The sequence below is a fragment of the Deinococcus grandis genome (assembly GCF_001485435.1).
Lineage (GTDB): Bacteria > Deinococcota > Deinococci > Deinococcales > Deinococcaceae > Deinococcus > Deinococcus grandis.
On sequence record NZ_BCMS01000001.1, the window covers coordinates 2,900,001 to 2,918,170 of the forward strand.

The 18,170-nt window shown below is 67.5% G+C and carries 17 protein-coding genes (1 of these 17 only partly in view); 3 read left to right on the plus strand and 14 right to left on the minus strand.

The window, feature by feature from the left end; translation table 11 throughout:
* Positions 1 to 340, plus strand: partial view of a molybdopterin converting factor subunit 1 gene (moaD, locus tag DEIGR_RS13990; RefSeq protein ID WP_058978190.1) — the 3' end only. The gene continues 347 nt to the left of window position 1, outside the view; 340 of the gene's 687 nt are visible here — the last part of the coding sequence; its start codon lies off the left edge, out of view; the stop codon is at positions 338 to 340.
* Between the two features lie 6 nt (positions 341 to 346).
* Here the strand turns inward: moaD and DEIGR_RS13995 are convergent, their stop codons facing one another.
* From DEIGR_RS13995 to DEIGR_RS14020, 6 genes are all read right to left on the minus strand, one after another.
* On the minus strand, positions 347 to 1,048 hold the full coding sequence (locus DEIGR_RS13995) for a PrsW family intramembrane metalloprotease (RefSeq protein ID WP_058978193.1): 702 nt from the start codon (positions 1,046 to 1,048) through the stop codon (positions 347 to 349).
* A 4-nt stretch (positions 1,049 to 1,052) separates the two neighbouring features.
* On the minus strand, positions 1,053 to 1,553 hold the full coding sequence (gene ruvC / locus DEIGR_RS14000) for a crossover junction endodeoxyribonuclease RuvC (RefSeq protein ID WP_058978195.1): 501 nt from the start codon (positions 1,551 to 1,553) through the stop codon (positions 1,053 to 1,055).
* 78 nt (positions 1,554 to 1,631) lie between these two features.
* Positions 1,632 to 2,558, minus strand: coding sequence for an ABC transporter permease (locus tag DEIGR_RS14005; protein ID WP_058978197.1), 927 nt, complete (start codon positions 2,556 to 2,558; stop codon positions 1,632 to 1,634).
* Positions 2,558 to 3,556 (minus strand): ABC transporter permease, encoded by a 999-nt coding sequence (locus DEIGR_RS14010; RefSeq protein ID WP_058978199.1) that lies wholly within the window; start codon positions 3,554 to 3,556, stop codon positions 2,558 to 2,560. Before DEIGR_RS14010 ends, DEIGR_RS14005 begins: the two co-directional genes overlap by 1 nt.
* Before the next feature lie 99 nt (positions 3,557 to 3,655).
* Complete coding sequence (locus tag DEIGR_RS14015) at positions 3,656 to 5,413, minus strand: peptide ABC transporter substrate-binding protein (RefSeq protein WP_058978201.1); 1,758 nt, start codon at positions 5,411 to 5,413, stop codon at positions 3,656 to 3,658.
* A 180-nt stretch (positions 5,414 to 5,593) separates the two neighbouring features.
* On the minus strand, positions 5,594 to 6,016 hold the full coding sequence (locus tag DEIGR_RS14020) for a HesB/IscA family protein (RefSeq protein WP_058978203.1): 423 nt from the start codon (positions 6,014 to 6,016) through the stop codon (positions 5,594 to 5,596).
* 128 nt (positions 6,017 to 6,144) lie between these two features.
* On the opposite strand from DEIGR_RS14020, the gene DEIGR_RS14025 reads away from it, so the two are divergent.
* On the plus strand, positions 6,145 to 6,396 hold the full coding sequence (locus tag DEIGR_RS14025) for a hypothetical protein (RefSeq protein ID WP_058978204.1): 252 nt from the start codon (positions 6,145 to 6,147) through the stop codon (positions 6,394 to 6,396).
* 356 nt (positions 6,397 to 6,752) lie between these two features.
* Here the strand turns inward: DEIGR_RS14025 and DEIGR_RS14030 are convergent, their stop codons facing one another.
* The 6 genes from DEIGR_RS14030 to DEIGR_RS14055 all read right to left on the minus strand — a co-directional run bounded on the left by DEIGR_RS14030 (position 6,753) and on the right by DEIGR_RS14055 (position 11,554).
* Entirely contained in the window at positions 6,753 to 8,066 is a 1,314-nt protein-coding gene (locus DEIGR_RS14030) for a cytochrome b (RefSeq protein WP_058978205.1), read from the minus strand.
* On the minus strand, positions 8,063 to 8,722 hold the full coding sequence (locus DEIGR_RS14035) for a QcrA and Rieske domain-containing protein (protein ID WP_058978206.1): 660 nt from the start codon (positions 8,720 to 8,722) through the stop codon (positions 8,063 to 8,065). Before DEIGR_RS14035 ends, DEIGR_RS14030 begins: the two co-directional genes overlap by 4 nt.
* 16 nt (positions 8,723 to 8,738) lie before the next feature.
* Entirely contained in the window at positions 8,739 to 9,575 is an 837-nt protein-coding gene (locus tag DEIGR_RS14040) for a c-type cytochrome (protein WP_083524070.1), read from the minus strand.
* A gap of 200 nt (positions 9,576 to 9,775) precedes the next feature.
* Positions 9,776 to 10,567: a serine hydrolase gene (locus tag DEIGR_RS14045; RefSeq protein WP_236704809.1), complete on the minus strand. Its 792-nt coding sequence runs from the start codon at positions 10,565 to 10,567 to the stop codon at positions 9,776 to 9,778.
* Positions 10,568 to 10,665: 98 nt separating this feature from the next.
* Positions 10,666 to 10,917 (minus strand): hypothetical protein, encoded by a 252-nt coding sequence (locus DEIGR_RS20895; RefSeq protein ID WP_058978208.1) that lies wholly within the window; start codon positions 10,915 to 10,917, stop codon positions 10,666 to 10,668.
* Positions 10,910 to 11,554, minus strand: coding sequence for a response regulator (locus DEIGR_RS14055; protein WP_046844034.1), 645 nt, complete (start codon positions 11,552 to 11,554; stop codon positions 10,910 to 10,912). Before DEIGR_RS14055 ends, DEIGR_RS20895 begins: the two co-directional genes overlap by 8 nt.
* A 101-nt stretch (positions 11,555 to 11,655) precedes the next feature.
* Between DEIGR_RS14055 and DEIGR_RS14060 the strand changes: the two genes are divergently transcribed.
* Positions 11,656 to 12,138: a hypothetical protein gene (locus DEIGR_RS14060; protein WP_119673859.1), complete on the plus strand. Its 483-nt coding sequence runs from the start codon at positions 11,656 to 11,658 to the stop codon at positions 12,136 to 12,138.
* Positions 12,139 to 12,301: 163 nt separating this feature from the next.
* Here DEIGR_RS14060 and DEIGR_RS14065 read toward each other — a convergent pair whose 3' ends face one another.
* A complete protein-coding gene (locus tag DEIGR_RS14065) occupies positions 12,302 to 13,213 on the minus strand; it encodes a DMT family transporter (RefSeq protein WP_058978209.1) in 912 nt (303 codons plus the stop codon).
* 238 nt (positions 13,214 to 13,451) lie between these two features.
* Positions 13,452 to 17,942 carry a DUF11 domain-containing protein gene (locus tag DEIGR_RS14070; protein ID WP_160329944.1) on the minus strand — a complete coding sequence of 1,497 codons (4,491 nt, stop codon included), beginning with the start codon at positions 17,940 to 17,942 and terminating at the stop codon, positions 13,452 to 13,454.
* Positions 17,943 to 18,170 lie beyond the last annotated feature (228 nt).

The window sequence follows — 18,170 nt, forward strand, 5'->3', positions numbered from 1 at the left end:
CGTGGGCACCGTCCGCAGCCCCAACCAGGGCAAGGACGTGGAGTTCATCGAGTACGAGGGCTATGGCGCCCTGGCCCGCAAGGTCATGCACGGCGCCGCCGACGCCGCCCGCGAGAAACACGGGGAGCTGCGCGTGTACATCCAGCACCGGGTGGGGCGCCTGCTGCCGGGCGAGGCGAGCATCCTGATCGGCGTGGCCAGCCCGCACCGCCGCGCCGCACTGGAAGCGTGCGACGACATCATCGAGTACCTGAAGGTGCACGTCCCCGTCTGGAAACACGAGGGCGACGAGGACGGGCAGCACTGGGTGCCGGGGCAGACCGGGCACGACACCCTGTAGGAGCACTTACCGGCGGCGCTGCGCCTGCTCGAACAGGAAGTACTCGCTGGGACCGTGCTCCCGGGCGTGCGCCTCGAACGCGAGGTAGTAGCGGGTGGCGAGCCCGATCATCATCAGCACCACGGCGCCCAGCAGCAGCAGGTGCAGCCAGCCGCCCCCGCCGCCCAGCAGACCGTTGAACACGGCATGCAGCGCCACGCTGATCAGCAGGCCCTGCACAACCCAGGCGCGGCCCTGCTGCCAGTGCAGGCCGCCCAGCGCGTAGCCCTGCGGGGCGCTGAACAGCGCGTGCGCCAGCGTTGCCAGGACGGCGTGCCACGCGCCGGCGCCCGTGCCGAAGCCCAGGGTGTACGTGACGTTCTCCATGAACGCGAAACCCAGCGCGGCCGTCACGGCGTACACCAGTCCATCCATGGGTTCGTCGAAGGACAGTTCCGTGATGGCGGTCGTGGCGGCCACGAACTTGAAGCCCTCCTCGATCAGGGCGGTCAGCAGCACCACCAGCACGGCAACCAGCGGCAGCGGCGAGGTCGTCAGTCCCCCCATGCTGGCGCCCAGCGCCGCCGAGATCACCCACGCCAGCATGCCCCACGCGAACGTGCGGGCCAGCAACCACAGCGGTTCCGGGTGCCGGTCGCGCCGCACGAAGAACCACAGCCACGCGAACGTCAACGTGACCGACAGCAGCAGCGCGAGGACCAGGGTCATGCGCTCAGCGCAGCGCCAGTCCGGCCGCGCGGGCCTGCATGGGCGCGCTCGCCAGGTGCGTCAGGGCCAGGGCCAGCGCGTCCGCCGCGTGGTTGTTGAACAGTTCCCGGATACCCAGGCTGGCCTTGACCATGTAGATCACCTGTTCCTTCTCGGCGCGGCCCGTGCCGACCAGGGACCGCTTGACCTGCATGGGCCCGTAGTGGTGCACGGGCACGCCCGCCTGCGCGCAGGCCAGCTGCACCACGCCGAACGCCTGCCCGACCTTGAACGCCACGTCCGCCTGCTTGCGCAGGATCTGATCCTCGATCGCCACGGCGTCCGGGCGGTACTCGGCGATCAGGCGGGTGACCTCCTCGTGGATGTACTGAAGGCGGCGCGGCATGATCCAGGCGCTCTCGGTCGTCAGGCACACGTGGTACAGGTGGCGGGCCTTGCGCACGTCACCCTCCACCAACCCCAGGCCGAGGTTCGCAAGTCCAGGGTCGATACCGAGCACGATCACACCAGTAGGATACGCGCTCCGAGTGGCAGTCAATGGAAAACCCCCGCCGGAGCGGGGGCGAGGAGCGAAGGGGTGGGGTTACAGGCGGCTCTTGGGATCGAAGGCGTCGCGCAGGCCGTCCCCCAGGAAGTTGAAGGCCAGCACGGTGATCAGGATCGCCAGGCCGGGGTACACCGCGATGAACGGGTGTTCCAGTACGACCTCGTTCGCGTTGGAGAGCATGTTGCCCCAGGTGCTGACGGGCGGCTGGATGCCGAAGCCCAGGAAGGACAGCGCCGCCTCGCCGAGGATCGCGCCGCCGACGGCCAGGGTGCCGTTCACGATGATCACTGCGACGACGTTCGGGACGAGGTGGCGGAACATGATGCGGCGGCTGTTCGCGCCCAGGGCGCGGGCGGCGTCCACGTACTCCAGGTTCTTGAGTTTCAGGACCTCGCCGCGCACCAGTCGGGCGGTGCCCATCCAGCCGAAGAACGTGAAGATCCCGACGATGATGAACACGCTGGAGTTCGGGTTTTCCCGCAGCGCGGCGATGGCCGGGACGTCACTCACGGCGAACAGGCCGCTGATGGTCAGCTGCAGGGGCAGTTCGGGAATGGAGAGCATGACCTCGATGAAGCGGCTGATGGCGGTGTCCACCCAGCGGCCCAGGAAGCCTGCCAGGAGGCCCATCAGGGTGCCGAGGGCGACGCTGAACAGCGCGACGGTGAAGCCCACGATCAGGCTGACGCGGCTGCCGTAGATGATGCGGGACAGCAGGTCGCGGCCCAGGCTGTCCTGACCGATGACGTGCTGCGCGCTGGGCGGCGCGTAGATGCCCGCGAGGTCCTGGGCGTTCGGGTCGTACGGCGCGATGAGCGGCGCGAAGATCGCCATGAGGATCAGGGCGGCAATCACGATGAGGCTGACCATGGCGGCCTTGTGCCGGCGCAGGCGCCGCAGGGCGATCTGCATGGTCGAGCGGCTCTTGGCGGGGGCGGATGTGGGAGCGGGCATGGTGGTCATCAGGCGTACCGGATCCGGGGGTCGACAATGGCGTAGGCGAGGTCGGTCAGGAGCTGGAACACCACAGTCAGGACGGCCAGCATCATCAGGCAGACCATGACCACGTTGAAGTCCTTGCTGACCAGCGCGTCCAGGATGGCCTTGCCCATGCCGGGCCAGGAGAACACCGTCTCGGTGATGACGGCCCCCCCGAACAGGCCGGGGATGCTCAGGCCCAGCAGGGTCACGATGGGCGTCACGGCGTTGCGCAGCGCGTGCTTGTACAGCACCCGGCGGTCCGCGAGGCCCTTTGCGCGCGCGGTGCGCACATAGTCCTGCGTGAGCGTCTCGAGCATGTTGGCGCGCATGAAGCGCAGCGTCACGGCGATCTCGCGCAGCATCAGGATCATCATGGGCAGCAGCAGGTACTTCAGCTTGTCCGCGAAGACCGCCCAGGCGCTCGCGTCGGCGGGCAGGTCCGGGCTGCCCAGTCCGCCGGGCGGCAGGGACAGCGCCCCACCGGTCGCGCCGGGCAGGTACACCGCGAAGAAGTACAGCGCGAGCGCCCCCACCCAGAACACCGGGGCACTGACGGCCAGGAACGCGAAGAACGTCAGGATGTAATCCAGCGGCGAGTACTGCCGCACCGCGCTGAAGATACCCAGCGGCACGGCGATCAGCGTGCTGATGATCAGGGCCGGAACGGTCAGCAGCAGCGTGTTCGGCAGGCGGCTCTGGAACACGAACTCCAGCGCGGGAATCCCGAAGTCCTGCGAGTACCCGAAGTTCCCGGTGATGGCCTGCTTCAGCCAGAAGAAGTAGCGCGTGAACCACGGCTGATCCAGACCGTACGCGGCTTTCAGGCGGGCGATGTCATCGGGCGTGATGTTGCTGTTCCCGAACACCAGCTGATCCACCGGATCGCCGGGTTGCAGGGCGGTCAGTGCGAAGATCAGCAGGCTGATCACCAGCAGCAGCGGGATCATCTGGATGACGCGGCGTAATGCGTAGGTTCCCATGTTCGAACTCCTGCAAGGGGCAGGGGGAAGGCGGCGCCGAGGCCGTCCCTCCCCCTGCCCCGCGGCGCGCCCCACTTCAGGCGGCGCGCGGTGAGGCGGTTACTTCTGCTTGTACTCCTCGACGGCGCCCTTGCTGGCCCAGCCGATGTTCGCGGCGTTCCAGCTGGGGTACTGCGTGATGGCGCTGAAGGTGTAGTTCACGAGGCCCGGGACCTTGGTGTACACGTTCACGCGGAAGTACAGGGGCAGGGAGGGCACCTCGCTGTTCCAGACGGCCTGCATGCGGTCGAAGAGCTTGATGCGGTCGGCCTGGTTGAATTCCACCTTGGCCTGCTTGTACAGCTTGTCGTACTCGGCGTTGTTCCAGCCGGGGTTGTTCTGGCCGGAGTAGCCGTTGGCGGCGGTGGGGATGCCCTCGCTCTTCCAGAGGTTGCCTTCCTCGAAGACGGGGTTGTTCGACCAGGCGTACATGGCCATGTCCCACTTGCCGCTCTCGCCCTTGCTCAGGAAGTCCGGGCCGAAGATGACGCTGGCGGGGTAGTTCTGGATGTTCACCTGCACGCCCACGGCCTTCCACTGCGCCTGCAGAATCTGCTGGACGCGCTCGCGGGTGCTGTTACCGGCGGTGGTGGAGAAGTTCAGGGTGAGTTTCTTGCCGCCCTTCTGCAGGATGCCGTCGCTGCCGGGCGTCCAGCCGAGCGCTGCGAACAGCTGTTTGGCCTTGGCGACGTTCAGGTTGTAGTCGGTGACGTCTTTCTTGTACAGCTTGCTGACCGGGCCGATCCAGCTGTTGGACACGGCCTGTTTGCCCTGGAACAGCGCCTTGGTCAGGGCGTCACGGTCGATGGCGTACAGCAGCGCCTGACGCATGCGCGGATCGTCGAGGTCGAGGTCCTTGGCGCGCTGCCCGCGGGCGTTGATGTCGATGTGCTCCCACACGGCGCCGGGCACGAAGTACGTCTTGTACTTGTTGCGCTCGTTGCGGGCCAGATCGGTGCCCTGGTCGAAGGTGAGGCCCACGGCACTCACGGCGTCCAGCTGCCCGGACAGGATGTTGACCTTCAGGGTGTTGGTGTTCGGGATGAAGCGGTACGTGACGGTCTGCACGTAGTTCTCGGGGTTCTTCGGCTGATTCCAGTACGCGGCGTTGCGGGTCATGGTCAGGCTGTTGCCGGTGCGCCACGCGGTGGGTTTGAACGGCCCGGCCACGACCTTGGGCAGGCTGCGGGCGGTCGTGAACGAGGAGATGAACTTCTTCCATTCCTCGTTGGTGACCTTGGCGTCCTTCTCGTTCTTCGTCTTGGCGTCGAAGGCGTTCCAGGCGGCGCTCATGATGTGGCTGGGTGCCAGGCCGGGGCTGACCTGATCCGCGAACAGGTAGGGCGGCTCGAAGGTGATCGTGAAGGTGTCGGCGTCGTTCACGGTGATCTTCGCGCGGTCCCAGGGGTCACGGTCGGGCACGGGCACGCGGTCGTCGTTCTCGAGTTTCAGCCAGAACTGGAAGTCGGCGACCTTGATGGGCGTGCCGTCACTCCACTTGGCATCCTTGCGGATGGTGTACGTGACGCTGTTGCGGATCACGTCGCCCTTGCTGTCCTTGACGACCTTGTAGTCGCCGTTGCCGAGGGTGGGGACGCGGGTGGCGATGTCGGCCTTGGTGGTGCCGTCGTCGTCCTGGTAGGTCAGGCCCGCACCCATGTAGCCGTTGATCTCGCTGGTGATGGCGAGGTTGTTGGTGTTCCAGGGGTCATAGATATTCGGCGGTTCCTGTGAGGTGCCGACGACGAGACTGTTGTTGGCGGGACCGGCCAGGGCCGCGCCGAGCAGGAATGCAGTGAGGGCAAGGGTCTTCTTCATGGAGCCTCCGTGTACTGACTGGGCTGAACCTGCCGCCCTGGATGTTGGTGATGCAGGCAGTATACGGGTCAGATGAAGACCGTCAAGGGCTCCTTTCACCCGGCGATCACGGGCAATGGGGGATTGACACGACAAAAAACCGGCCACCTGTGGGGTGACCGGCATCTTCATCCTGGAAGGTCAGTGGCTGCCGCAGCCGCCGGAGCCCTCGCCGTCCGGGGACTGGGCGCCGTCCGTCCGGAAGGACGACCCGCACCCGCACGCGGAGGTGGCGTTGGGGTTGTGCACGGTGAAGCCGCCGCCCATCATGTTCTCCACGAAGTCCACCTCACTGCCGCGCAGCAGGGGCAGGCTCATGCGGTCGACGAGCAGTTTCACGCCGCGGTCCACGACGATCAGGTCACCTTCGAGTTCGCGGTCGTCGATGGCCATGCCGTACTGGTAGCCGCTGCAACCGCCGCTCTTGATGAACACGCGCACACCGGCGTTCTCCTTGCCGCTGTTGGCGAGAATACCGAGGGCTTTCTGCGCGCCGAATTCGCTGATGGTGATCTCACGGGCGGGCACGCCGCCGCTGGTTTCGGGGGTGGTGGTCGCGGTCATGCGTGAAGCGTACTACCATTCGGGAAAGAAAAAGGTGCCTGGAAAGCAAAGTGTCCAGCCGGGCCAGCCGGGGATAGGCGGGGCCCGGGCTTACATTCCTTGAGCGCACCAGTGTTAACATGGTGGGCATGACGAACCCCTACGCCGAGTGGTTCGAGCAGCTCCGCAGCGAATACGGGGAGCAGCTCCGCGCCATGCCGCTCCCTGACGGGCTTCCCGAACACCTGCGCCACCTGATCGCGCAGCACGACGAGGACGCCATCCAGTTCATGATCAAACTCGCGTGGCAGTTCGGCGCGCAGGTCGGCTACGCCGCAGGCAGCCGCCAAGGCGACACGCCCGCCGCGAACATCCCCAGCACGCCCCGCGTTCAGGCCTGAACCCAGCCCAAACCCGCCCTCATCGCCGCCTCCACTCCGGGGGTGGCGGTTACTTTTTTGATCAGTCCTGCCATCAGTGCAGCTCCGAACGGGGCCCGCTCCAGCAGCCCACCCGCGGGTCCGGGTCGGGCAGCAGCCCCCGGGCGATCAGTTCGTCCAGTGCCGTGCGGGCCAGCGCGGCCAGCACCTCCGGGTCCGCCTCGCTGGGAACTCTGACCAGCCAGCTTCAGGTCACGGGCGGTCTGTGCCAGCTGCCGGGCAAGGTCATCCATGACGCGCAGTGAAGCACACCCGGGGGACCTGGAAAAACCCCGGCGCGGTGGCCGGGGCTTCAGGGGTGAGGTTCAGTCGCGCGCTCAGTCGTCTGCGTGGGCGTGGGCCAGCGCGTCGCGCTCGTCCGCCTCGCGGATGGCGCGGATCAGACGCACGATGCCGATGGTCGCGAAGTAGCTGATGGCCGGGACCAGGAACGTCAGGATCCACAGGATCGTGTTGGCATTCTGGGTGGTCAGCAGACCACCGGCGATCAGTTCGGGCTTGTAGCCCGCGACGGACATGACGATCATCATGGCCATGAACGCCACGCCGCCTGCCAGACGCACCGGGTGGTTGGTGGGGTTCTCGGCGTAGTACTGGTTGTCCTTGCTGCGGTCCAGCATGGGCACCGCGAACATCGCGCCGATGACGATACCGGGGAACACCATCGCGCCGACGAACTCGGCGTTGATCACGCCGCCCAGCACTTCCCATTCGAAACCGGGAATGATGGCCAGGGCACCGAAGACCCACAGCAGGTACCAGTCGGGCTTGATGTTGTCCACGCCCGAGGAGCTGGGTGGCCCGAAGTACTCGATGGGGTGCACCGGGATGAACGCCGCGAACAGCACGACCAGGCCGGTGAACAGCAGGGCCAGCAGCAGCATGATGGGGGTCTGCTGGGTCATGAGCGGCACGCCCACGATCTTCTTGTACGCCAGTCGTTTGGCGTACTGGGGCTGGGTGTGCTTCTGCTTGATCATGATCAGCATGTGCGCGCCGGTCAGGGCCAGCAGGATGCCGGGCAGCAGCATGATGTGATAGCCGTAGATGCGCGGGATGATCCCGTCACCGGGGAAGCGGCCCGCGAAGGCGGCCTGCGCCAGCCAGTCGCCCACCCAGGGCACGGACGCGGTGATCGCGTAGATGACCTTCACGGTGCTGTACGCGTAGTTGTCGTACGGCAGGATGTAGCCGGTCACGGCGGTCAGGCCCGCGAAGATCAGCAGCAGCATGCCGATCCACCAGTTGATTTCACGGGGTTTCTTGAACGCGCCCGTGAAGTAGATGCGCATCATGTGCAGCACGGCGGCGGCGATCATGATGTTCGCCATCCAGTGGTGGATGCGGCGCAGCATGTCCCCGAAGGGCATGGCGTTGATCTTCAGCGCCGAGTGGTACGCGGCGGGCAGCATGTTGGGCTTGTCAGCAGTGCCCGGATCGAAGGAGTTCAGCACCATGCTGTTGCTGGGTTCGTAGGCCAGCGCCAGCAGGATCCCGGTGATGATCAGCACGATCAGGCTGAACAGCGTGATCTCCCCCAGGAAGAAGGAGTGATGCACGGGGAAGGCCTTGCGCAGGAACTTGTCGTTCAGGCGCGAGATGTGAAGGCGATCGTCGAGCCACTGGTTCATGCGAGCAACTCCTCAGCCTGCTTCAGGTAGGCTTCCCACTCCTCATCACTCTTGTACCCGTAGGGCGAGGTCAGGAACGAGGACGTCAGCACGAGCTGATCGCCCTGGACCTTCACGCCCAGCTGCGGCATGGGCTTGGGCGGCGGACCGCCCAGCACGCGGCAGCCTTCCTTGGGTTCGTACTGCCCGGAGTGGCAGGGGCAGTTCACGATGGCGCTGCCCTGCACGGACTTCGGGAAGCACCCGGCGTGCGTGCAGGTGTTCGAGTAGGCCACGATACCGTTGTCGGTGTCCTCGATCTTCGTTGGTGCCTTGAGCTGTGCAGGATCGAACTTGTACACCCCGATCTGGTTGTTCGGCTCACCGGCGCGGATCACGGGCGTCCCGTCCTTCGTCTTGCCCATGGGGTAGGCGACGATGGCGATATCGCTCAGTTCGGACGGCTTGATGGGCTGGCCGTACTTGCTGGCGTCGGCGTGCACGAGCACGTCGCCTTCCAGGGGCGGGGCCTTCTCGGCGGTCAGGCGGAAGGCGGGCTTGGCGCTGCCGAGCGCACTCACGAGGCTCAGCACGCCGACACCGGCGCCGGTGCCCATGGCCACGTTGATGAACTTGCGGCGCGTGATTTCAGGATCTTGTTTCTTGTACCGGGTCATGTCAAACCTCTCCTGGTCACCAGGGGAATTCGCCGCTGGCGTCTTCGACGAGGACCTCGCCGTCCATGAAGTACTTCTTGTACAGCGCGATGCTGGCGGCCAGCATCAGCAGGATCATCGCGGCGTAGAAGCCCTCGGCGGTCACGTTGGGCGCCACGGGTTCCTTCGCGCCCCACCCGGCGAAGTCGGTGACCATCTGCCGGACGAACAGCACGCCGAACACCACGGTCAGGCCCAGGGTGGTGAGGATGCCCAGGGTCGCCAGGGGCGTGGACCGCACCTTGTGGATGCCGGGGTGCAGTTCCGTACCTTCCGCCCACACGCTGTACAGGCCGATCAGACCGTACGTGAGCAGCACCATGACGAAGGTCGCCAGGAAGATCTCGGGCAGCTTGATGTCCTCGGGGACGAAGCGGCTGCGGTTCTTCAGGACGGCCGGGTCGATCTTGGTCTGACCCTCGGCGACCGTGGCGGGCGTCAGGGGCTCCTCGAGCTTGTTGCCCCAGGAGTTCAGGACGTAGTTCGCGACCGCGTAGACCTCGTTCTCCTTGAGCTGGGTCTGTGCGGGCATCCCGCCCTTGCCCTTGGTGATGATGGTGTGCACGTAGACGGGATCCTTGAGGATCTTCTCGTTCCCGGCCAGTTTCGGGCCGATGCCGCCCTGACCTTCCGCGCCGTGGCAACCGGCGCAGTTGCCAGCGAAGACCGTCTTGCCGACCGTCGGCCATTCTTTGTTGATGTTCGCCACGACCGCCGGGTCCACCACCACAGGTTCCGGTGCCGTTTCCTTGTTGAACAGGAACAGCAGGATGATCCACATGATGGCCGCACTGACAATGGCGACCCAGGGCATGACAGCGTCGTTTCTTTCCACTTTCCCTCTCCCTAAGCGTGAAGTGGCCAGTCATTTCCCGCCGGCTCGCGGATGGAAACCCTGCTCTCAGGTGGCCTAATACGGGTCAGCATACCACGCACCGAATATGCGCCCAGCCGCGCTTCTCAGGGGCTGCCCGCCAGACTTCGGCACCCTTCATGGTGCCCCTTACCGACCGGTTAAATGTCCCCTGCACCCGGGGCGCCGCCCAGTGCCGCCAGCAGCGGCCACAGCGCCTCCGCCAGCGTCCGCACGTCGGCGTTCTCGGGATGTTCGCGCGGGTCCGCGCCACCCCCGGAGAGCAGCGCCACCAGCAGGGGGCGGGGCGTGAACAGCACGCCGACGTCATGGTGAACGCCCAGCAGTTCGCCGCTCTTCGTGGCGCTGCGGTACAGCCGCTCCCCGTCCGGGCCGCAGGGCACGTGCCGGGCGATCAGGTCGCGGTACTGCTGCCGTTCCAGGATGTCCAGCGCCAGCGCCGTGTGCGTCCCGACCAGGACCTCCCCGGCCACCAGGGCGCGCAGCAGCGCCGTCTGGTCGCGGGCGGTGGTGGCGTTGCGCTCGCCACGCCGCTGCGCCTCGTTGCGCTGTTCGGGGGGCAACTGCAACTTCCCGACCAGCCGCGTGCCCGTCAGGCCCTGCGCCGCGAGCCACGCGTTCACGGCGTCCACGCCCAGCCGCCCGATCACGAGGTTCGTGGCGGTGTTGTCGCTCACGACGATCATCAGGGTCAGCACGTCCCGCCACGTCAGGGCCAGCCCACCGTCTAAGTCGTGCAGGACGCCCGCGCCCGGCACGCGGTCCCCGGGCTGCATGGTCACGCGGGCCGACAGGTCCAGCCGCCCCGCCTGCGCCTCCTGCAGGGCGAGCACCAGCAGCGGCACCTTGATGGTGCTCGCCGCCGGAAACACCCGGTCCGCGTTCCAGGCGACCAGTTCGGTGCCGTTCAGGTCCGTGACCCGCAGCCCCACCACGCCGGGAAAGCCCGACGCCGCCAGATGCGCCTGGAAGGCCGCCAGCCTCTCCCCGGCCCCCCTCTCCCCGGCTCTCCTCTCCCCTGCCCCGCCGGTCACTCCGGCAGGTCCAGCCCGGCCAGCGCCGCGAACGGATGCGCGGTCCCCACCGGGCGCAACGTGCAGAAGGGCGGCCCACCGTCCGGCTCCACGCGGTGCTCGCAGGTCGGGCACTCCGGGAACGCCTGCTCGGTGTACGCCAGATCCGCCTCGGCACTGGGGAGGCTCCACTCGCGGCCACACCCGGCACGGAACGTCACGGGCTTCAGGGACGCGCCCGGCCCCACGCGGCGGTTGCCCTTACTCAAGGTTCGCGATGCCCTCGCGGATCGCGTACAGCGCCGCCTGCGTGCGGTTGTTCAGCTGCAACTTCGTGAAGATCTCCGACAGGCGGTTGCGCACCGTCTTCTCACTGATGTCCAGCCTCAGCGCGATGTCCTGATTCGAGAAGCCCTGCGCGAGCAGCTTCAGGATCATCGTCTCGCGTTCGTTCAGGTCCGCGTGCTTCTCGCTGGGCAGCTCCTCGCGCTTGTCACGGAAGTCGTCCAGGACGTTCTGCGCCATCTCCGGGTCCAGCAGCGCCTCACCGGCCGCCACGCGGCGGATCACGTCGAGCAGCGTCGCGGCGTCCGCGTCCTTCAGGACGTACCCGCGCGCCCCGGCCTTCACGGCCTCGAACACGTAGCGGTCCTGGCGGTACATGGTGATCATGATCACCCGGGCGTTCGGGTCGATCTCCAGGATGCTCTGCGTGGCCTTCACGCCGTCCAGGTCCGGCATCTGGATGTCCATCAGGATCACGTCCGGGTGCGTGTCCGCCGCGTACCGGATCGCCTCGCGGCCGTTGGCGGCCTCGCCGATCACGCGCATTCCCTCGGACTCCAGCAGGCTGCGCAGTCCCTGACGGAACAGCGCGTGATCATCCACGAGCAAGACGCGAATCATGCGCCCAGTCTAGGGCAGCGGCGCCCCCCACACCGGGAGGAAAGCCCCAGACCGCCACCCCGCATGAGATCTGTCAGGCGTGCCCCTGTACACTGCGAGGCGTGATCACCTGGTTCGATGCGCTGCTCGTGACCCTCTGGGCGGCCGTGACCGCCCTCGGCGCCCGGCGCGGCCTGGGCGGGCTCGCGTGGGGACTGGGCGGCGTCGCCGCCTGCTTCCTGGCGAACTCCCTGAGCGGCAACGCCCCGGTCGCCCTGATCATCGGCGCGGCGATCGCCGTGGGCGTCGGCACCGCCGTCACCCGCCGCATCCAGAACCCGCTGGACCAGCCCTGGCACCTCGGGGCGGGCGCGCTGGGCGGTTTCGCGCTGGGCGGCGTCCTGATCGCCACGCTGGCCCTGAGTTTCCCCATGGACGTGCAGGTGGACGCGCGCGGCTCGCGCGGCGTGTACCCCTCGGTCAGCCTGCCGCCCGCGCTGTACACCGCCGTGCGCGGCAGCGCCCTCCAGAACGGCCTGCGGGGCGTGTGGTCCGGCAGTTCCGCCGTGAAGACCCTGCTGATCCCCGACCAGACGCGCCGCTGAGCCGAACGGCAGAGGACCCCCGGGACAGGCTGAACGCCCCGGGGGTCCTGCCACGGCCAGCGCCGTCCTGCGGACTGCGGCGTGCTTCTGCGCGCGGTGCTGCGCCGCGCTCCGAGCCTGCCCGGGCTGAACGCGTCTGCACACCTGTCCACCGGGGTCCGGGTCACTCCACCTGCACGGACGGCGTCTCGGCGTGCGGGGCGTCCGCCCGCTGGCTGAGCACGGTCGCCACGACCACCAGCGCGCCCCCCAGCGCGCCGCGCAGCCCGACCTGCTCGCCGATCAGGACGAAACTGAACGCGGTGGCGGTCACGGGTTCCAGCGCGTAGATCAGGCTGGCCTCGGCCGCACTCACGCTGCGCTGCCCGATGGTCTGCAGCAGCGTGGTCAGGGCGGTGGCCGCCACGCCCAGGTACAGCAGCGGCCCCCACGCCGCCGCCGGGGGCAGGGACGGCGCGCCGCCCAGCAGCAGCCACACGAGCGCCAGCGCGGTGACGCTCAGGACCTGCGTGACCGTGAACGGCAGCGCCGCGTGCCGCCCGGCCATGCGTTCCAGGGTGACGATGAATCCCGCGTACGTCACGGCGCACGCCAGCGCCCACGCGTCCCCGGTGACGAGCGCGCCGCCCTCCCAGGACAGCAGCGCCAGGCCCGCCACGGCCAGCGGCAGCGCCAGCCACAGCGTGCCCGGCATGCGCCGCCGCTGCGCGAAGACCAGCCACAGCGGCACGAGCACCACGCTCAGGGCCGTGAAGAACGCCGCGCGGTTCGCGCTCGTGGTCTGCAGCGCGATCGTCTGCGTGCCGTACCCGGCGATCAGCCACGCGCCCAGGAGAAACCCGTCCCGCCACAGGCTGCGGCCCCGCCAGCCGTCCGGGGTGCGGGGGGTGCGGGCCGCGTTCCGGCGCGTCCAGGCGACCAGCGGCAGCAGGGCCACAGAGGCGATCAGGAACCGCCAGAAGATCAGGTCCGCCGCCGGGAGCAGCTGCCCCAGCGTCTTGACCACCGCGAAGGTGCTGCCCCACAGGCAGGTCACCGCGATCAACAGGAGGGCGCCACGCGCACGGGCCGACATGACGGGGATTCTATGCGGGGACGCCCGCATCCCGGCGTGGACTGTCCAGCAGGCGCGGCCCGCCCCGGTGACCGGGTGGGCCGCGCGTTCAGTCGGGTGATACGGACTCCGGTTGAAAGGTTTGCAAAATCTTTCAACCCGAGCGGATGCGAGTGGGAGCAAAACGGGTTCCGGGCGTGGAGTTGGCAAGCCGGTGTGGTTCCGGGTTGTTAACGAAACAGACGGAATCCGGATGAGGTCAGCGGATGGCGGTGCGGAAGCACACGCTGCCCTGATCGCCCACGGCCAGGGCGCCCAGGTTCACGGTCATCGTGCCGCGCCCGAACGACCCGCCACTGCTGCTCAGGGCGCCGTCGTCCGTGTCGGCCGCGCTCGTGAAGTACGAGGTGGTCGGCGTGGTCGTCCCGCGCGTGAGCTTCATCCCGAAGCCGGTGGCCGCACTCGCTTCCTCGGCGTCGTACCCGCCGGTCTGGGCGTTCGTGGTGCCGGGCACGTGGTCGGTCACCACGAAGTTCGGCAGGGGCGCGCCGCTGATGTTCTCGAAGGCGATGCAGTACTCGAGAACCTCGCCGGGCAGGCCGCCGCCGGACGTGCCGAAGGTGGTGTTCTGCGTGACGTTCCGCACGGACTTCGTGAGTTTCGCGGCGACCATCCGCGTGACGGCGGTGGCGGTGTTGTTCGCGGGGGTGGGGTCGGTGGTGGCGCTGCTGACGGACGCGGTGTTCGTCAGGGTCCGCGTGGCGGGCGTGCTCAGCAGCGTCGCCTCGACCGGGGCGGTGGCGGTCACGGTGATGGTCTGCGAGGCGCTGGCCGCCAGGGTGCCCAGCGTCCAGCTGAGCGTCTGTCCGCTGACCGTCGCGGCGGGGGCGCTGCTCACGTACGTGAGGCCCGTGGGCAGCGTGTCGCTCACGGTGACGCCCGTCGCGGGGTTCGGACCGGCGTTCGTGACGGTCAGGGTGTACGTGATGGTCTCGCCGGGCTTCGCGAAGGCCGGTCCGGTCTTCGTGATGGTCAGGTCGGCAGAGGCCGCTCCCACGTTGACCGTGACGGTGGCCGCGTCGCAGGCGGTCGTGACGGTCGCGTCGCAGATCTGGTACGTGACGGTGTACGACCCGGCGGGCGTCCCGGCGGGCACGACCAGCTGCCCGCTGGCGTTCACGGTCAGGCCCGTGATCCCACCGGCGTTCTGCACGGTCACGGCGACATTCGCCGTGGTGGCGGCCGCGCCACCGACGGTGTCGTTGCCCAGGACGGTCACGGTGCCGCCCGTCCCGAACGCGAGGTTCACGGTGGCGTCGTTCACGGCGTCCACCACGCGGGTGACGGCGGCGGTACTGGTGTTGTTCGCGGCGGTCGGGTCGGTCGTCCCGGCGGGCGCGGCGACGCTGGCGGTGTTGCTGAGCAGGCCGCTGGCGGGCGCGGTACCGGTCAGGGTGTACGTCAGGAAGTTGCCGTCCGGCGCAGCATTGGCCGTGTTCGTGTCCAGGCTCAGCGTGCCGGTCGTGATGCTGACGCTGCTGGCCGTGAAGCTCTGGGTGCCGCAGGTGGCGGTGCCGGTCGCGGCGCAGCTGATGCCGGTCACGGTGAAGCCGCTGGGCAGGCTGTCGGTGACGGTGGCGCCCGTGACGCTGCTGGGGCCGTTGTTCCACACGCGGATGGTGTAGCTGACCGTCCCGCCGCTCCCCACCGCGACCGGGCCGCTCTTGTCGATCGCCAGGTCGGCCACGTCGGGCAGTGTGACAGGCGTGGGGGTGGCCGTGTCACCGTTTGCAGTGGCAGGCGGGGTGCTGCCGTTCGTCGAGGTGTCGGTCGCCAGCAGGTCCACCGGAGGAATCGGCACGCCGCCCACGAAGGTGTAGCCAGGGTTGCTGCTGCCGGTCGTGCTGGCGTACACGGTGTTGTTCAGGACGCTGCCGCTGGCAGGCACGCTCGCCTGGTTGGGGTACGTGACCCGCACCGTGAAGGTCACGGTGGCGCTGGCCCCGGCCGCCATGGTGTTCGTGCCCGTCAGCAGGGCAGTGCTCGTGGTGCCGTTAAACGAACTGCTCGCCGTGACGGCGCCGCTCGTGACGGTCGGTCCAGCCACAATGCTCAGGGTCGGCGTCCCCGTCGTGAAGGTGCGGTTCAGGTCCTCAGTCACCTGCACGTTCGGGTTGCTGACCGTACCGGTGTTCTTGACGGTCACCGTGTACGGCACGTCGAACACCAGGGCGCTGACAGCCGTCACGGCGCCCACGGATTTCACGGTGTCTATACGGTTATCCGGGAACACGCAGGACGCCCCGTCGGACTGCGCGGCCACCGACCCGGTTGTCAGGGTCGTGAATGTCCCGGTGGTCAGGTTGATGGTGCCGTAGGTGCCGCCGTTCTGGTAGGCGTACAGGGTGCCACTGACGTCGAAGAACGCGCTGCCGATGGCGTTGGTGGTCGTGAATGCCGGGAAGGTGCCGCGCAGCACGGAAGCGCCGGTCGTGGGGTTGATTTCCATCACGCCACCCGGCGTGTACACACCGTACAGCAGGTTGTCAACCGGGTTGAACGCCAGGTCGAAGATCGGAAGCGCCTGCGACAGCGTCAGGGTGCCCAGCATGCTGATGGCGCCGCCGGGCGCGATCGGCAGCTGAATGCGGTACATCGGCGTCTCCTGCGCCAGCTTGTGAACGTACATCACGCCGGTGGAATCCACGGCGGCCGAGGCGATGCTGCCGCCAGTGGGAATGGTCGTGTTGAACACCTCGACCGCGCCGCTCCGGCCCAGACGGTACAGGCGGAACGGCGCTCCGGTCGTGAAGGGCGTGATGTTCAGCGCATAGAAGTACCCGTCACCCTTGTTGAACGCCAGGGCGTTCAGGCCAGGGCCGAAACCCGTGCTCCACTGGGCCGCGCCGCCCGTTCCCAGGTTATTGCGGTCCAGCAGGTACAGGTTCGACAGCAGCGTGCTGGTGTCCTGACGGATCTGGTAGAAGCGCGCGTCACAGGTGTAGGCGGCGCCCGCCGCACTGGCGGTCGTGGTCAGGCTGGCCGTGGCGGGCGCGGCGCCCGTGGTGGCCTGTCCGTTCACGGTGCCGGTCACGTTCGCGGCGGGAATGGTGTTCGTGCGGGTGGTGGCGGCAGCGTCCGTCACGGTGACGTTCACGGTCACACTGCACGACCCGTTCGCAGGGATGCTGCCACCCGTGAGGCGGATGGCCCCGTCATTGCTTTCGATGGCCGCGCCACCGGTCGTCAGGACCGTGTTGCCAGTCCCCGTGACAATAGTGCCCGCGCAGGAGTTTGCCGTGACCCGCAGCGGCAACGGCAGGCTCAGGCCCATGGTGGCCGCGATGTTGTCCGTGACAGCCAGGGCACTCGTGGCGAACGGATACGGGTTGGTGACCGTGATGGTCAGGGCCGTCACGCCGCCCGCAGAAACGGTGGTGGGCGAGAAGGACTTGCTGACGTTCAGGCGTGGTGGCGAGACCACCAGTGGCACGCTGGCGTAATCGTCTTCGGTGGTAATGCCGTTGTTGGTTTTCGAGTCGCTGTCCGGCTGGGGGGACGAGACGATCTCTGCGACGTTGGTGATCGTACCGGTTCCTGTGACGGTCGCGGTGATCGTCAGGGTGGTCGTGGCGCCGATGACCGGACTGGGGACGCTCCAGATTCCCGTGGCAGAATCGTATGTGCCGGTGGCGGCCGAGGAACTGACAAGGGTCAGGCCAGCAGGCAGGACGTCCCGCACCTGCACGTTCTCCGTGGGCACCGCAGGACCAGAGGCGGGATCAGGTCCATCGTTGCGCAGTGTGACGGTGTACGTGACGGTGCTGCCCTGAATGGGTGTGGCGCTGCTGACGGTCTTGGTGAGTGACAGGTCGGCGACGCCGCTGGTGATCAGCAGGGGTACGCTGCTGATGTAGAACAAATCCTGGCTGCCCTGGATGTTCAGGGTGGCCGACGAGGCCCCGGCTGTCGTTTTGCTGGTCACGTCGAAGGTGTCGAAGTCCACGCCGTAGGTGTCGTCCCGTCCGGTCGCGGTGGCGGTGGTCCCGGAGCTGAGGCCGGTACTGATGGTGCTGTTGAAGATCCCCTGCCGGGGACCACTCGCGGCACCACCCACGTTGAAGATGTTGTTGATGAGTGAGGGCGCCTGTCCAGATCCGAAGCTGAGTGTCTCGGCAACGTTGGTCGAGGTGTTGATGTTCAGGGTTTCGTCGCCTTCCCAGGCCAGGACAGACGTTTTGGCCTCGAAGACGCTGGGAACGATCAGTCCGTTGACGGTGCGGGTGGTCAGTTCGTTCTGGCTACGGTCGAAACCCTCGTAGATGACCATGTTCTTGTACGTTTCGGTCGGGGTTTCGTAGATGATGTACATGCCCCAGCCACCCAGCACCGTGGCGTTGGCGCAGTGGCCGGATGTCTGGGTCGCAGGGGTGGTCCCGATCGTACCCACGTTGGCCGTCTGAATGGTCAGGTCCGTCATGGCGTACGTCTTGTTAGGATTGGCCAGCGAACCGATGTAGCCCGTGATGTCGGCGACGTTGGAGAAGAAGCTGTTGTAGTTGGTAGGCGCGGTCGCATTGGGAAGAGGGGCGCTATCGAAGTAGGTCGTCCCCGCATTGACGGTCTGCCCGTCAAACGTGACAGTCGTGTCATTGTTGACGGTGCCCAGCGTGGTGGTCGTGTCGCCTGTTCGGTTGGCAGAGGCCGCCCAGTACAGCAGTGCCTTGACGATCGTGGCACCCGCTGGCACGCCAGCCACAGCCTGCGACGTGGCCGTGGCGCCCACCTGACAGGCAGCATTGGTAACTGCTGCAGAGTTGCTTTGGGTGCGGAAGCTGGCGCCGGTGGTCACGTAGTCGAGGCGGCCCTGGAATTTGTATGTGGGTGCGCTGGCCAGTGGCGTGTCTGCCAGGGCCGTGCTGGTGACAGCGAGACCCAGCAGGGCAGCGACAGCCTGTCGGCATCGGAAGGAGATTCG

Coding starts and splice junctions, on each gene's coding strand:
- DEIGR_RS14055 (WP_046844034.1), bottom strand. CDS start 11,554: ATGATTCGCGTCTTGCTCGTGGATGATCACGCGCTGTTCCGTCAGGGA.
- DEIGR_RS14015 (WP_058978201.1), bottom strand. CDS start 5,413: ATGAAGAAGACCCTTGCCCTCACTGCATTCCTGCTCGGCGCGGCCCTG.
- DEIGR_RS14065 (WP_058978209.1), bottom strand. CDS start 13,213: ATGTCGGCCCGTGCGCGTGGCGCCCTCCTGTTGATCGCGGTGACCTGC.
- DEIGR_RS14025 (WP_058978204.1), top strand. CDS start 6,145: ATGACGAACCCCTACGCCGAGTGGTTCGAGCAGCTCCGCAGCGAATAC.
- DEIGR_RS13995 (WP_058978193.1), bottom strand. CDS start 1,048: ATGACCCTGGTCCTCGCGCTGCTGCTGTCGGTCACGTTGACGTTCGCG.
- DEIGR_RS14035 (WP_058978206.1), bottom strand. CDS start 8,722: ATGACCCGGTACAAGAAACAAGATCCTGAAATCACGCGCCGCAAGTTC.
- DEIGR_RS14020 (WP_058978203.1), bottom strand. CDS start 6,016: ATGACCGCGACCACCACCCCCGAAACCAGCGGCGGCGTGCCCGCCCGT.
- DEIGR_RS14030 (WP_058978205.1), bottom strand. CDS start 8,066: ATGAACCAGTGGCTCGACGATCGCCTTCACATCTCGCGCCTGAACGAC.
- DEIGR_RS14010 (WP_058978199.1), bottom strand. CDS start 3,556: ATGGGAACCTACGCATTACGCCGCGTCATCCAGATGATCCCGCTGCTG.
- DEIGR_RS14040 (WP_083524070.1), bottom strand. CDS start 9,575: ATGCCCTGGGTCGCCATTGTCAGTGCGGCCATCATGTGGATCATCCTG.
- DEIGR_RS14005 (WP_058978197.1), bottom strand. CDS start 2,558: ATGACCACCATGCCCGCTCCCACATCCGCCCCCGCCAAGAGCCGCTCG.